The sequence below is a fragment of the Henriciella litoralis genome (assembly GCF_002088935.1).
GTDB lineage: Bacteria > Pseudomonadota > Alphaproteobacteria > Caulobacterales > Hyphomonadaceae > Henriciella > Henriciella litoralis.
Genome location: NZ_NCSS01000006.1, coordinates 2,101,902 through 2,114,517, shown reverse-complemented (window position 1 = coordinate 2,114,517; position 12,616 = coordinate 2,101,902). Strand labels below are relative to the sequence as shown.

At 58.8% G+C, this 12,616-nt stretch carries 16 protein-coding genes; 8 read left to right on the top strand and 8 right to left on the bottom strand.

What is annotated here, in order from left to right:
• Positions 1-18 precede the first annotated feature (18 nt).
• A complete protein-coding gene (locus B8783_RS13835; protein WP_084422109.1) occupies positions 19-912 on the top strand; it encodes a fructose bisphosphate aldolase in 894 nt (297 codons plus the stop codon).
• A gap of 127 nt (positions 913-1,039) precedes the next feature.
• Positions 1,040-1,279: a DUF1272 domain-containing protein gene (locus B8783_RS13830; protein ID WP_084420687.1), complete on the top strand. Its 240-nt coding sequence runs from the start codon at positions 1,040-1,042 to the stop codon at positions 1,277-1,279.
• Here the strand turns inward: B8783_RS13830 and B8783_RS13825 are convergent.
• Both B8783_RS13825 and B8783_RS13820 read right to left on the bottom strand, forming a co-directional pair.
• Positions 1,276-1,758, bottom strand: coding sequence for a VOC family protein (locus B8783_RS13825; protein ID WP_084420686.1), 483 nt, complete (start codon positions 1,756-1,758; stop codon positions 1,276-1,278). The genes B8783_RS13830 and B8783_RS13825 overlap by 4 nt on opposite strands.
• 92 nt (positions 1,759-1,850) lie before the next feature.
• On the bottom strand, positions 1,851-2,435 hold the full coding sequence (locus B8783_RS13820; protein ID WP_084420685.1) for a YajG family lipoprotein: 585 nt from the start codon (positions 2,433-2,435) through the stop codon (positions 1,851-1,853).
• 90 nt (positions 2,436-2,525) lie between these two features.
• Here B8783_RS13820 and thiE point away from each other — a divergent pair, with 90 nt between their 5' ends.
• Positions 2,526-3,191 (top strand): thiamine phosphate synthase, encoded by a 666-nt coding sequence (gene thiE / locus B8783_RS13815; protein WP_084420684.1) that lies wholly within the window; start codon positions 2,526-2,528, stop codon positions 3,189-3,191.
• A 141-nt stretch (positions 3,192-3,332) separates the two neighbouring features.
• On the opposite strand, the gene B8783_RS13810 is transcribed toward thiE, so the two are convergent.
• A complete protein-coding gene (locus tag B8783_RS13810; protein WP_169711801.1) occupies positions 3,333-3,593 on the bottom strand; it encodes a DUF4282 domain-containing protein in 261 nt (86 codons plus the stop codon).
• Between the two features lie 44 nt (positions 3,594-3,637).
• Positions 3,638-3,940, bottom strand: coding sequence for a DUF4282 domain-containing protein (locus B8783_RS13805; protein ID WP_084420682.1), 303 nt, complete (start codon positions 3,938-3,940; stop codon positions 3,638-3,640).
• 158 nt (positions 3,941-4,098) lie between these two features.
• Here B8783_RS13805 and efp point away from each other — a divergent pair, with 158 nt between their 5' ends.
• Together efp and B8783_RS13795 are read left to right on the top strand one after the other, a co-directional pair.
• Positions 4,099-4,665, top strand: a complete 567-nt coding sequence (gene efp, locus B8783_RS13800) for an elongation factor P (protein ID WP_084420681.1) — start codon at positions 4,099-4,101, stop codon at positions 4,663-4,665.
• Between the two features lie 9 nt (positions 4,666-4,674).
• Positions 4,675-5,487, top strand: a complete 813-nt coding sequence (locus tag B8783_RS13795; protein WP_084420680.1) for an inositol monophosphatase family protein — start codon at positions 4,675-4,677, stop codon at positions 5,485-5,487.
• 16 nt (positions 5,488-5,503) lie between these two features.
• Here the strand turns inward: B8783_RS13795 and B8783_RS13790 are convergent, their stop codons facing one another.
• A complete protein-coding gene (locus B8783_RS13790; RefSeq protein ID WP_084420679.1) occupies positions 5,504-7,342 on the bottom strand; it encodes an ABC transporter transmembrane domain-containing protein in 1,839 nt (612 codons plus the stop codon).
• A gap of 123 nt (positions 7,343-7,465) precedes the next feature.
• On the opposite strand from B8783_RS13790, the gene rpmE reads away from it, so the two are divergent.
• A complete protein-coding gene (rpmE, locus tag B8783_RS13785; RefSeq protein ID WP_084420678.1) occupies positions 7,466-7,684 on the top strand; it encodes a 50S ribosomal protein L31 in 219 nt (72 codons plus the stop codon).
• A gap of 80 nt (positions 7,685-7,764) precedes the next feature.
• Here the strand turns inward: rpmE and zapE are convergent, their stop codons facing one another.
• From zapE to B8783_RS13770, 3 genes are all read right to left on the bottom strand, one after another.
• Positions 7,765-8,934 carry a cell division protein ZapE gene (zapE, locus tag B8783_RS13780; RefSeq protein ID WP_084420677.1) on the bottom strand — a complete coding sequence of 390 codons (1,170 nt, stop codon included), beginning with the start codon at positions 8,932-8,934 and terminating at the stop codon, positions 7,765-7,767.
• A 7-nt stretch (positions 8,935-8,941) separates the two neighbouring features.
• Complete coding sequence (locus tag B8783_RS13775) at positions 8,942-9,559, bottom strand: rhomboid family intramembrane serine protease (RefSeq protein WP_084420676.1); 618 nt, start codon at positions 9,557-9,559, stop codon at positions 8,942-8,944.
• Between the two features lie 70 nt (positions 9,560-9,629).
• Positions 9,630-10,067, bottom strand: a complete 438-nt coding sequence (locus B8783_RS13770) for a DNA-binding transcriptional response regulator (RefSeq protein WP_084420675.1) — start codon at positions 10,065-10,067, stop codon at positions 9,630-9,632.
• Between the two features lie 217 nt (positions 10,068-10,284).
• Between B8783_RS13770 and B8783_RS13765 the strand changes: the two genes are divergently transcribed.
• Both B8783_RS13765 and B8783_RS13760 read left to right on the top strand, forming a co-directional pair.
• Positions 10,285-11,184, top strand: a complete 900-nt coding sequence (locus B8783_RS13765; RefSeq protein ID WP_084422108.1) for a GNAT family N-acetyltransferase — start codon at positions 10,285-10,287, stop codon at positions 11,182-11,184.
• Between the two features lie 70 nt (positions 11,185-11,254).
• The gene (locus B8783_RS13760) at positions 11,255-12,463 is read left to right on the top strand and encodes a mechanosensitive ion channel (RefSeq protein WP_084420674.1); all 1,209 of its coding nucleotides are present in this window, start codon (positions 11,255-11,257) and stop codon (positions 12,461-12,463) included.
• Positions 12,464-12,616: the final 153 nt, after the last annotated feature.

Genomic DNA, 12,616 nt, shown 5'->3' with positions numbered 1-12,616 from the left:
GACAACAAGGAAATGACCATGCCAAACGCTGAAATGACCAAACAGGCGTCCGAAAAAGACGGTTTTATTGCCGCGCTGGACCAGTCGGGCGGCTCCACGCCAAAGGCGCTCCGCCTCTATGGCGTCGAGGAAAGCGAATATTCCAATGACGAGGAAATGTTTGGTCTGATCCATGAGATGCGCGCGCGCATCATCAAGTCGCCCGCGTTCAATGGCGACAAGGTGATGGGTGCGATCCTGTTCGAGCGGACTATGGATGGCGACATCGATGGCACGCCGACGGCGACCTATCTCTGGAATGAGTGCGGCGTTGTCCCATTCCTCAAGGTGGACAAGGGTCTCGCAGAAGAGAAAGACGGCGTTCAGGTGATGAAGCCGATGCCGGACCTTGATGCGCTGCTGGAGAAAGCCGTCGCCAAAGGTATTTTTGGCACCAAGATGCGTTCGGTCATCAATGCGGCCAATCCGGAAGGTATTTCCGCGATTGTGCACCAGCAATTCGATGTTGGCCGTCAGATCCTCGGCCATGGCCTGATCCCGATCATCGAGCCGGAAGTGACCATCTCGATCGCTGACAAGGCCGAAGCCGAAGACATTCTGCTGGCTGAAATCACCAAGCAGCTGGATGCGCTGGGCGCGGACCAGAAAGTCATGCTGAAGCTGACGCTGCCTGAGACAGCCAACCTCTACAAGCCGCTGGTCGACCATCCGAATGTGATGCGCGTTGTGGCGCTGTCGGGCGGCTATTCGCGCGAAGAGGCGAATGACCGTTTGTCCAAGAATACCGGCATCATTGCGAGCTTCTCACGCGCCCTGACCGAAGGCCTTTCGGCCAAGCAGAGCGACGAGGAATTCAACAAGATGCTGGCAGGCTCAATCGAGAGCATCTGCGCGGCGTCGAAAGCCGGCTAGTCGCTCTGAAAATTTGAAATGATCATGAGGGTCGCGCTTCGGCGCGGCCCTCTTTTTTGTTCGGTGCGTTGTGCAGAGAGGTGCGAGGCCGGATAATATTCGTTTCACGCGAGATGTGAGGTGACCAATGCTTGATATGCGACCGTCATGTGAGACCTGTGACCGGGACCTGCCGGCCGATGAGGCAGGCGCGGTGATCTGCTCGTTCGAGTGCACCTTCTGTGAGACTTGCGCGACGGACACGCACAAAAATGTCTGCCCCAATTGCGGCGGGGCCTTTCAGCCCCGCCCGATCCGGGATGGCGCGGCGCTCGACAATTTTCCGGCGAGCACCAGACGCATTTTCAAAGGGCCACCAGGGACCTAGCCGAGGGGCAGAAGCTCAAGCAGATATCCGTCCGGATCCTTGGCAAAGCCGACAATGGCGCCGCCGACTTCCGGGGCAGCTTCAGGATATCGCACGATTTCGCCGCCAGCCGCCTTGATCGCATCGGCCATGGCGGCCGGGTCGGGTGAGCGCACGACGAGCTTGATGCCGTTCGAGCCCAGCGTGCGGTCACTTCCATCTGTCCATTCCATCAGCACGACGGCGCTGCCGCCGCCCGGAAAGCGCAGGACAATCTCGTCCATGTAGGAGAGATTGAATTTCGTGAGGTACTGCATGCCGAGAACTTCGGTGTAGAATTTGTGTGAAGCGGCAAGGTCCGACACGCCAATGCCGATGGCAGAGAGGGACGCAGCGTCTGGTGCGGGCATGGCTGGAGCTTCCGGGGCTGTGGCAGGGGTGGTTGCAGTGGTGCAGGCAGCAAGCCCGGCCAGCCCTGCAGCGGCAATAAGCAATTTCATGAGGTTCCTCCTTAAGGCGCGGTGTCTCTGACCGGCTAAAGGGAAATCATGTTACGATAGTCAGCTATATGCAAGTTATTCCTTGCAAGCCGCTATTTCAGCGCGGCGCGAAGGCCCGGATCATCCAGCAGATTGTCGATCGCTTGCTGCAGCGTCGTATTCAGAAGCGCGCGGAGCTCTTCAGGGTCTGCGAAGACGCCTGTTTTCATCGAGAGGGCCGATCCGTCGACATTATCGGCGGTGCCTTGCGCGGTGTAGACAGGCTTGCCGGCGTCGCGATCTGTCAGGATGCCAATGATGTCAGCATGGGCCTCACGGCGCGCATACTGGCTGGAGCTTAGCGTGTTGATAATGAAGTTGAGCTCAAATGGGGACTTTGCGTTTGAGCCGGCCATGCCGCGGGCTTTCATGCCTTCGAGGATGAGATCGGCCACCACATTGTTGACGGGTTCGTCTGTTTCCAGAACTTTCAACGGGTTGCCATAGCCGCCCCGGATCGCGCCGAGCCAGTTTGTGCCGTTGCCCCGCTCGTCGATGACGGTGCCCATTGCCACAGTCTTGCTGCCCTCATATGGCTGCACGGACGTCGTGTCATAGGCGAGTGTGACGGGGCGAGACGAGGCGCAGGCTGTCGCCATAAGCGCGCAGGCGATTGCAAAAAGGCTATTCCGGATCATGATTTTTCCCCCAGATCGACCATCCACCGTCAGCTTTTCCCGACCGGCGGAGAAACCGTATCGCCGGAACGATAGAAAGAATTACAAATCATGACCAGTCAAAACCGGGAACGCACCCGCCTCTATCTGATCACGCCGCCGAAAATTGATGATGTGGCCGCGTTTGCGCGGACGCTCGAACAGGCGCTGGACGCTGGTGACGTTGCGAGCTTGCAGATCCGTATCAAGCCGGACGGTGTGCTGGACGAGGCGGCGACCGAAGCGGTGGCGCGTGCTGTCCTGCCGCTCTGCCGGGCGCGCGATGTGGCGCTGCTGATCAATGACAGTGTCGAGGTGTGTGAGCGGGTTGGCGCTGATGGGGTCCACCTTGGGCATATGGATATGCAGGTGAAGGAAGCGCGCAAACGGCTTGGTAAGCAGCCTATCATTGGCGCGACGGCCAAGAATTCCCGCCACGTCGCGATGGAAGCGGGCGAGCAGGGCGCGGACTATGTCGCGTTTGGTGCCTTTTTCCCGACTGAGACAAAGGCCGACACTGTGCCGGCTGACACCGAGCTGCTGGAATGGTGGCAGGCCGTGATGGAGCTGCCTTGCGTCGCGATTGGCGGCATTACGCCGGATACGGCGAAGGCGATTTCGCTGGCGGGTGCTGATTTTGTGGCGGTGAGCTCAGCGGTCTGGGCGCATGCCGATGGGCCGGGGGCGGCTGTGGCGGCGTTTAATGCGGCGCTGGATGAGGCGGAAAGCGCTTTTTAGCGTAGCTCTTGGTTGCTTCATCCTTCGACAGGCTCAGGATGAGGTTGGGCGGGGGCTCAGGATGAAGTTTCGAAGTGGATTATCAAAGCCATTTGAGCCTCACCCTGAGCTTGTCGAAGGGCGAGGCTTTTCAGGTGTCTTCTAGACCTTTGGCTTGTCGAGGCGCAGGACCGACAGGACAAATTCTGCGACCACGCGCAGGATCAAGAGGTGGATAATCACCTCGAAGGGGGTCTTGATCAGGCCCCACAGGGCCTCGTCCCAGTCATTGTCGAACCAGGTGAGATAATGCCAGAGGCTGCGCAGGCCCCAGAACAGAATGACCAGGATGCCGATATAGAAGAGAAGCCGGGTCAGCATCTCTCCCAGGGGCTTTTCAAAGCTCAAATAATTGGAGAGCATATTCACCGCTCTGAACTCCATTCTGGTTTGGTTTGTGCGACTGACTAGTCCGGAATGCCCGGGCGCTCAATTTCCTTTTCCTTCAGTGTGCGAAGCGCCGAAAGATTGTCGCTGATACGGAAGATAACAATCATCATTTCGCACATGATGCGGACATAGATGATCGAGAGTGGAAACAGGAGCAGGCCAAGCAGAAACATGCCGATGCTGCCGGTAAACAGGCTGTGAAGCAGCATGTAGATGCCGAAAAGGACAACCAGCGTCAGCAGAATATAGTATAGAAACTTGACGATCGTGCCGGTCAGCATCTTGTCAAAGCTCAGAAAACGGCCAAGCAATCCGTTCATAGGAACCCCCTCAAGTTTTGTTCATCCTATTTTTGCATAACCGATTTGCCGGGGGTAGGGAAGTGGAGCCGAGGTGGTCCGTAAATGCGCCCACTTCTTGACCATATGGCCTGCCACGGCTACCTCGCGCGCACCATCGAATTACAGGAATTGCGATAATGGCCAAGATCAATGGCAACGAAATCAAGCCGGGCAATGTCATTGAGCATCAAGGCAGTGTCTGGCGCGCGGTAAAGACCAACTCGGTCAAACCGGGCAAGGGCGGCGCATTCAATCAGGTTGAACTGCGCAATCTTATTAATGGCTCGAAACTCAATGAGCGGTTCCGCTCATCCGAGACGGTGGAGAAAATCCGCCTCGAGCAGAAAGACTATCAGTATCTCTATGACGCCGGCGAGGCACATGCCTTCATGGATCAGGAAACCTTTGAGCAGATCGAGATCCAGAAGGATTTCATCGGCGAGCAGGAAGCCTTCCTGCAGAGCGAAATGGTCGTCGTGATCGAATTCTACGAAGACAAGCCGATCGGCATCTCTCTGCCGGATCAGGTTATTCTGACGATTGAAGAGACCGAGCCTGTTGTAAAAGGCCAGACGGCCGCCAACAGCTTCAAACCTGCCACCTGCGAGAACGGCATTCGCGTTCTGGTGCCACCTTTTGTCGGCCCGGGCGAGCGTATCGTCGTGCAGACCGAAGACAGCAGCTACCTGCGCCGCGCTGACTAGGAAGACATAATGTCCAAACCATCTCCCGTCGGAACCGTGATGATCAAGGCCGCCCGCGATGCGGGACGGTCGCTTGCGCGCGATTTCGGTGAGGTCGAGCATCTTCAGGTCTCCCGCAAGGGACCGGCCGATTTTGTTTCGAACGCCGACCACCGCGCCGAAGACATCATCTATGAAAGCCTGACCAAGGCGCGTCCGGGCTATGGCTTCCTGATGGAAGAGCGCGGTGTCGTTGAAGGTACGGACAAGTCCAACCGCTTCATCGTCGATCCGCTTGATGGCACGCTGAACTTCCTGCACGGCCAGCCGCATTATGCGGTTTCGATCGGACTGGAGCGTGAAGGCAAGCTCTTCTGCGGCGTCGTCTATGATGTTGCCAAGAATGAGATCTTCTGGGCCGAGACAGGCCGCGGCGCCTGGCTTGACCAGCGCAAGCTGATGGTCGCGGGCCGCAAGCGGATCGAGGAAGCCGTTATCGCGACGGGCACGCCATGGGTTGGAAAATCCGAGGGCGCCCATCGCCGCTTCGCGCAGGAAATGGCCTCCATGACGCCGGTATGCGCCGGTATCCGCCGCTACGGGTCGGCTGCGCTCGATCTTGCCTATGTGGCTGCAGGCCGGTTTGACGGCTTCTGGGAGCGTGGGCTGAAGCCATGGGATATTGCAGCCGGGATCGTCCTGGTGCGTGAAGCTGGCGGCCATGTCGAGGAACTCGATGGCGGCGACGTCCAGACGACCGGCAATATCCTTGCGGCAAACGAGCCGCTGCTGCCGAAAATCAAGGACCAGCTCCGCCACGCCAAGGCCTTCGGCGAGGATTGACGGTCTTCTTGGGCTGCTAGTCAGCCTTTTCTGAATCAAACTGCATACTGGCAAGGCGCGCATAGAGCCCGCCTTTCGTCACCAGCGCATCATGGGTGCCCTGTTCGACGATCCTGCCAGCTTCCATCACGATGATCCTGTCCGCCCGGCGGATGGTTGAGAGGCGGTGCGCGATGACGAGGGTGGAACGGCCTTCGGCGGCCGTCGCGATGGCTTTCTGGACCAGGCCTTCACTTTCACTGTCGAGCGCGGAGGTCGCTTCATCGAGGAGCAGGATCGGGGCTTCGCGCACGAGGGCGCGGGCGAGGGCAACGCGTTGACGCTGGCCGCCGGACAGGCTGCGCCCCTTCTGGCCGATATCAGCGTCGAGGCCGCCCTTGTCTTCAAGAAAGCGCCAGGCCTCTGCCATTCGGGCGGCCTTGATCAGGGCTTCGTCGCTGACGTCGCCGTTTGCCCCGAAGGCGATGTTTTCACGCGCCGTCCCGGTGAAGAGCGCCGATTCCTGCGGGGCGTAGGCAAACTGGCTGCGCCAGGCTTCAGGGGCGGTCTGCATGGACGAGACGCCATCGACAATGATTTCGCCCGCCTGCGGGTCGAAAAGGCGAAGCGCGAGCCGGAAGACGGTGGATTTGCCCGCGCCGGACGGGCCAACCAGGGCGACGAACTCGCCCGGTTTCACATCAAGGCTGAAATTATGGAGGGCCGGGCCGTCTTCGCCGCCATAGGAGAAACTGACCTCGTCGAAGGAGAGGTGGCCGACGGATGGCGATGCGATGGGTTTGACGGTGTCCGGCGAGCGGATTTCGGGCACTTCCTTGAGGATTTCACTTGCGCGGTCCGAGGCACCGGCTGCGCGCATCACTTCACCCCAGACTTCTGCCAGCATGCCGAAGCCAGAGCCGGCATAGAAGGCATAGAGGATCATCTGGGTGAGCTGTCCGGCGCTCATCGTGCCATTGGCGACCGCGCGGGCGCCGAGCCAGAGGATCGACACCATGCCACCCAGTAGCATCACAGAGACGGCAAGGATCATGAAGGCGCGGGCGGTGATGCGCTTCAGGCCCGCCTTGAAGACGGCCTCTGCAGCGCCCTTGAACGAGATTTCGCGGCGCTGTTCCTGCCCATAGGCCTGAACGAGCTCGATCGCGTCGAGGGCTTCCGAGGCCTGCGCGCCAGCATCGGCCAGTTTGGACTGGGCGCGATTGGAGGCGCCGCGGATGACCCGACCGATTAGGAGGACGGGCAACATGGCGAGCGGGATCATCAGGAGCAGCGTGCCACCAAGCTTCCAGTTGGTGACGAGCATCATCACGATGGCGCCGAAGGTCGAGAGCAGAGTGCGTGTGGCGAGTGAGGCCGATGAGCCGAGGAAGGTTTCAATCAGGGAGACGTCTGCTGTGAGACGAGAGACCGCTTCACCAGAGCGGATATTGGCGTGAAAGCGCGGCGAGAGGCTGAGCAGTTTGGAATAGAGGTCTGTGCGCAGGTCAGCGGCGACCCGCTCGCCAAAGCGGGAGACGAAATAGAAGCGCAGGGCGCTCAGCACGCCCATCAGGATGGCAGCGGCGAGGACGTAGAAGAAATATTTGTCAATCGTGTCCATCAGGGCCGCGCCGCGCTCACCGTCGCTGCCGGCATCGACGGCCTGACCGAACAGATAAGGGATCGAAAGCGCCGCAAGCGTCGAAACGATCAGGAAAAAGGCGGCGATGAAGACCAGCAGCAGATGCTTGCGCACATATGGCCAGAGAAGCGCCAGCGGCTTTACGCTGCGGGCTTTCGGGCGGTTGTCACCCGCGCCCTGCGGCGCTGATTCGCGCCGATCATCGATGATTTGTGGATTCTGATCGCTCATCTCTTACACCTGGCTTGCGTCCAACCCCTTGCGGGCGGGCCTTGTTTCTACTAAGACCCCGCTTTCCGATTTTCACAGAGGCTAAACCGCGCAGGTTTGCCACTGACGCAAGGACTAGAGACGATGAAAGCCGAAGGCCATCCAGATTATCACTTTGTTACCGTCGTCATGACAGACGGGACTGAGTACCAGACGCGCTCGACCTATGGCAGCGAAGGCGACCGCCTTGTGCTGGACATCGATTCCAGCTCGCACCCTGCCTGGACGGGCAGCACGCAGTCAATCGACCGCGGTGGCCGGGTTTCGCGCTTCAAAGACAAGTTCAAGGGTTTCGGCGTCTAAGCCAGATCCGGACAAATCGTCTGACGTTTTGAAAAACCCCTGCTCACAGAGCGGGGGTTTTTTATTGCGCCGGGGCGAGATCAAGCCGTGCTGTCGGCGCTTTCATCGCTGCCGGCTTCCAGGTCAGCGGCGCGCGGCGGCACGCGGTGCTCGAGCGCCAGATATTCATTCGATGTCATTTCATGCAGGCGGCTGGCGGTGCGCTGAAACTCGAAACTGCCATCGCCGGAGGGATAAAGATCGTCTGGCTCAGCGGCTGCCGTGGCGACGAGTTTGACGCGGGCCTCGTACAGCGCATCGATCAGCGCGACAAAGCGGGCCGCTTCATTGCGTTTGTCCGGGGTCAGCTCCGGGATGGGGCCGAGCAGAACCGTGTGGAAATTGGCGGCAATCGAGAGATAGTCACGCGCACCGAGCGGGCGGGCGCATAATTCTTCAAATCCAAAACGCGCCACACCTGCGGCGGCCTCTGTGACCTGAAGCTTGCGGCCCTTGATGTGCAGGGTGCACGGGTTGGCCTTCGCGCCAAGTGTGAGGCGGGAAAAGGCGTTGTCGAGCCAGGTCTGGCTTTCTTCCGGTGTTTCGACGACATGCCAGACGGGCGCTTCTGTGAGGCGCTCCAGCCGGTAGTCGCGCTCGGCGACCAGTTCGAACACATCGCATTCGGTTTTCAGGATCTTGATGAAGGGCAGGAACAGTGACCGATTGAGGCCATTCTTGAAGAGATCGTCGGGGTGGCGGTTTGAGGTGGCCACGACAGTGACGTCATCCTCGAAAAGTTTCTCGAACAGCCGCCCGAGGATCATCGCATCGGCGATCTGGGTGACCTGGAACTCATCAAAGCAGAGAAGACGGGCCTCAGAGGCGATCAGCTTGGCGACAGGGGCGATGGGGTCATTGCCGGCGCCTTTGACCCTGTGCGGGGCCTTGCGGCGCTCCTCGTCGCTCATTTCGCGCCATGTGTTGAGCTCATCCTGCACGCGACCCATGAATTCATGGAAGTGGACGCGCTTGGACGGCACGGGGGACTGCTCATGGAAGAGGTCCATCAGCATCGACTTGCCGCGGCCGACCCCGCCCCAGAGATAAAGGCCTTTGACATGGGTCGCCTTGCGGAAAAAACCGGCAGGCTTGGCGGTTGAGAGGCGCTGCAGGACATCGTCAAGCAGGCGAGCCGCCTCGCGCTGGGCGGCATCCTCGATCAACTGGCCATCCTCGACGCGCGACAGGTAGGCTTTTTCAACGCTCATAGAGATGTCAGCCTCCACTCAGGAAGGCAGATATCTGCTGGCTGAAGACAGACAGGGAATACGGCGCGACAGCGATGGTCGCGATCAAGCCAGCCACGGCGCCGCCAATATGCGCTTCGTGGCCGATGACGCGGTTCTCCCGCTGGGCGAGGAAAACGCTGATCCCGATGAAAAGGACCGCAAAGACAACGGCAGGCATGGGGATGATGAAGAAGATCAGCATCGCAAAGGGCTGGAACAGGCAGAAAGACAGGATGATGCCGGATGTCGCCCCGGAGGCGCCGAGGGCGCGGTAATCAGGCGAGCGGAAGTTTTCCATCAGCGCCCAGAGATTGCCGCCCAGCAGCGCGGCGAAATAGACGATCAGAAAGCGCGGCGTGCCAAGCTCGTATTCGATGAACCGCCCAAACTGGAACAGGACGAACATGTTGATGAGCAGGTGAAACACGCCGCCATGCAGGAAGCCTGAGGTGATCAGCCGGTGGTATTCCCGTTTCTCGCGGATCGGTGCGACATGAAACAGGTTCGACACCAGAAATTGCGGATTGAGCCAGCCGGCTATGCTGACCAACACATTGATGGCGATAAGCACCATCGTCGCCGGGAACGCGTAGAAATTCTCCATGAGCGTGCCCTAGCGCATGGCGGGGTGAAAAACACCTGCATTTTTGCCGTGCGTATGCGGCGCTAAGGCCTCAGGCCGCAGCGATGCGGGTCTTCGGGCCAGGTGCCGGCATTTGGTCAAAGAAAAAGTCCAGCATCGCTTCAGGACGCTGGATGAACCGGTTGTAGGGCAAATTGGCCTTGAAGATTGGCGTGTCGGCGATGTTGCAGCCACAGCGCAGGGCGGTCGACACGATCGTGTCACGGTCCGGATGGGTGCTTGAGACCGCCACACGGTGTTTGCCCATATTCGCAATGCGCGCGATCGTCATGTCGCCATCATAGCTGTCGGGCAGGGTCAGCTCAGTGATCACAAGATCAAACCGCTCCAGTCTCAGGCGGCGCTCGGCCTCCATGAGCGTTGGTGCGAGGACAAGATCAATCTGTACGCGGGCCCGGGCGGCTTTGTCGGCGGCGATCGCCAGCATGTCGCGCACGGGCTCATGGTCCTCGATCCAAAGAACTTTCATTGACTCTACCCTGTCTATTCCAATTGCTGAGGCAGGTCGGACCCGCTCCCTCTGACGCCAATCTCGCACCGACGCCTTACAGCTTGGTAAAGCGAACATTGATGAAACCTTTACAATCTGACGACGCAGAGATGACCGTGCAGGCCCTGGAATCTGTGCTAAACTCAACAGTCACAGGCGATTCAGCCTGGCCAGGATGACCCAGGGCGGAGATGGCATGGCGCAAGACATTGCGAAAAAAAATGAAACTTCTTCAGTCTTTTTGCAGGGGCTCGATCAAAGTGACGAGCATATCGTCGACACGCTGATCAAGGAGCGGTGTCCAAGCTTTGCCGGACACTGGTCATGGCCGCTGACGCGCCGGGTGCTTTACGCCATGCTCGGCTATCGCAAGGCCCGCAATATGGCCGATGCGTTGATGCAGCTAAACGGCCGGGAATCGTTTGAGTATCTCTCACGCGAACTCGATGTTCAGCTGACGCTGCACCATTTTGACCGGCTACCCGAAAAGGGCCGCGTGGTGGTGGCCTGCAATCATCCGACGGGTCTGGCTGACGGTGTGGCCGTCTGGGATGCGCTGACTGAGCGGCGCAAGGATGTCGTCTTCTTCGCAAATGCAGACGCGATGAGAGTGAACCCGCAGTTCGAGGATGTGATCATTCCGATTGAATGGGTCGCCGACAAAAGAAGCCCGGCCAAGACCCGCGAGACGCTCAAACGGGCCGCTGCGGCATTCGAGCAGGAAAAGTGCGTTGTCATCTTCCCGTCTGGCAAGCTGGCCAAGAAACAGGATGGCGTGTTGACCGAGCAACCCTGGTTCTCAACCGTTGTCAGTCTCGCCCGCAAGCAGGGCGCACCAATTGTCCCGCTACATGTCGGCGCCACCAATTCCCGATTGTTCTACAGACTGTCCAGGATCAATGGCGAGCTGCGTGACATCACGCTGTTCCACGAATTGCTGAACAAGAAGCGCGCCGAATTTGACCTCATCATGGGCAAACCCATCCCGACCTACTCCTTGATGGGGGAGGCGGGCGCTGTGACGGACCAATTAAAACATCACACCGCCTACCGGCTCGCCGAGGATGTGGATGCGGAGTTTCAACCTCTAGACTAATTTCTTGCCTCAGCGCCCCATCGGTACATATTTTAGGGCACGTGCAATATTTTCATATGAAAGGGCTGATATGGAAGAGTTCTGGAACAATCTAATGAGACAGGTGGAGGCCTATGGCCCCAAAATCCTGTTCGCGATTCTCATCCTTGTGGTGGCCTATGTCATCGCCCTGATGGTGAAGTGGGTAATTTCCACGGCGATCAACAAGACAGGATTTGGGAAAGGTCCGGCCGATCCGGATGGTAAGGCGACCAAGTCGCTTGGCGACAGTCTCGGCATTGCCGCTTTCTGGATCATTTTCCTGATTGGCGTGATACAGGCCTTAACGCGGCTGGAGCTGACGCAAATCGTCGATCCGCTGAACAACATGCTTGATGATGTCCTTGGTTACCTGCCGAACATCTTCGGTGCGGTTATCCTCTTCATCCTGTTCATGATCGTCGCGAACGTCGTGCAAAAGACGGCAAAAGCCGTGTTTGTGTTTGCAGACCCTGTGCCTGAAAAGCTTGGTCTGGCGTCTGGCCCGGTCAATATTTCGGGTATCACCGCGACTGTGCTTGCTGCGATTATCGGCATTCTGGGCGCGATTGCCGCTTTTGATGTGCTGAACATCGAAGCGATCTCGCAACCGGCCAATGAAATGCTACGCAGCATTGTTTCGGCGATCCCGAACATTCTGATTGCGGCCATCCTGCTGACGATCTTCGTGATCATCGGACGGTTCGTCCATAATCTGATCATGCGGACGCTGCCGAGTTTCGGCGTCGATTCGGCTGTGGCAGAGCTTGGTATCCTGAAGGGTGCCGATAAAGGCCTCACCGCGTCGAGCGTTATCGCCAAGGCGGCGCTGTTCTTCATCGTGCTGCTGGGCCTCATCCAGGCCATGCGTGCGCTTGAGTTCGATGTCCTGACCAATGCGACCTATACGGTGCTTGATCTGGCAGCCTCGATCGTCTTCGGCACAATCATCATTGTGGCTGGCGTGATCATTGCCCGCCTCGTGAGCGGTGCCATGGCGGCGACCGGTTCCGGCATCAGCGACACGGTCGCGAATGTCGTGAAATGGATCATCGTTGGCCTTGCCGTTATCCTCGGTATCTCCCGCATGGAGCTTGATCCAACAGGCGGTGAGTTCGTTCTCAACGTCGCGGAAATGCTCGTCATGGGTCTGGCCGTGGGTATCGCCATCGCCGTCGGCATCGGCTTCGGCTGGGGCGGACGCGACTGGTTCGGCAAGCAGCTGGAAAAGTGGAGCCGCAAAGACGGCACGCCCAAGTAAACCGGGCTGATCCTTAAAATATCAAAGGCCGCTCCTTTAAGGGGCGGCCTTTTTTGTAGCCTTGATCAGGTTTGGCCCGCTTGCCCTCCGTGAGACCCGCACGAAAAAGCCGGCCATTTTGGGCCGGCTTTGATACGTTTGCGATGGGTTTTG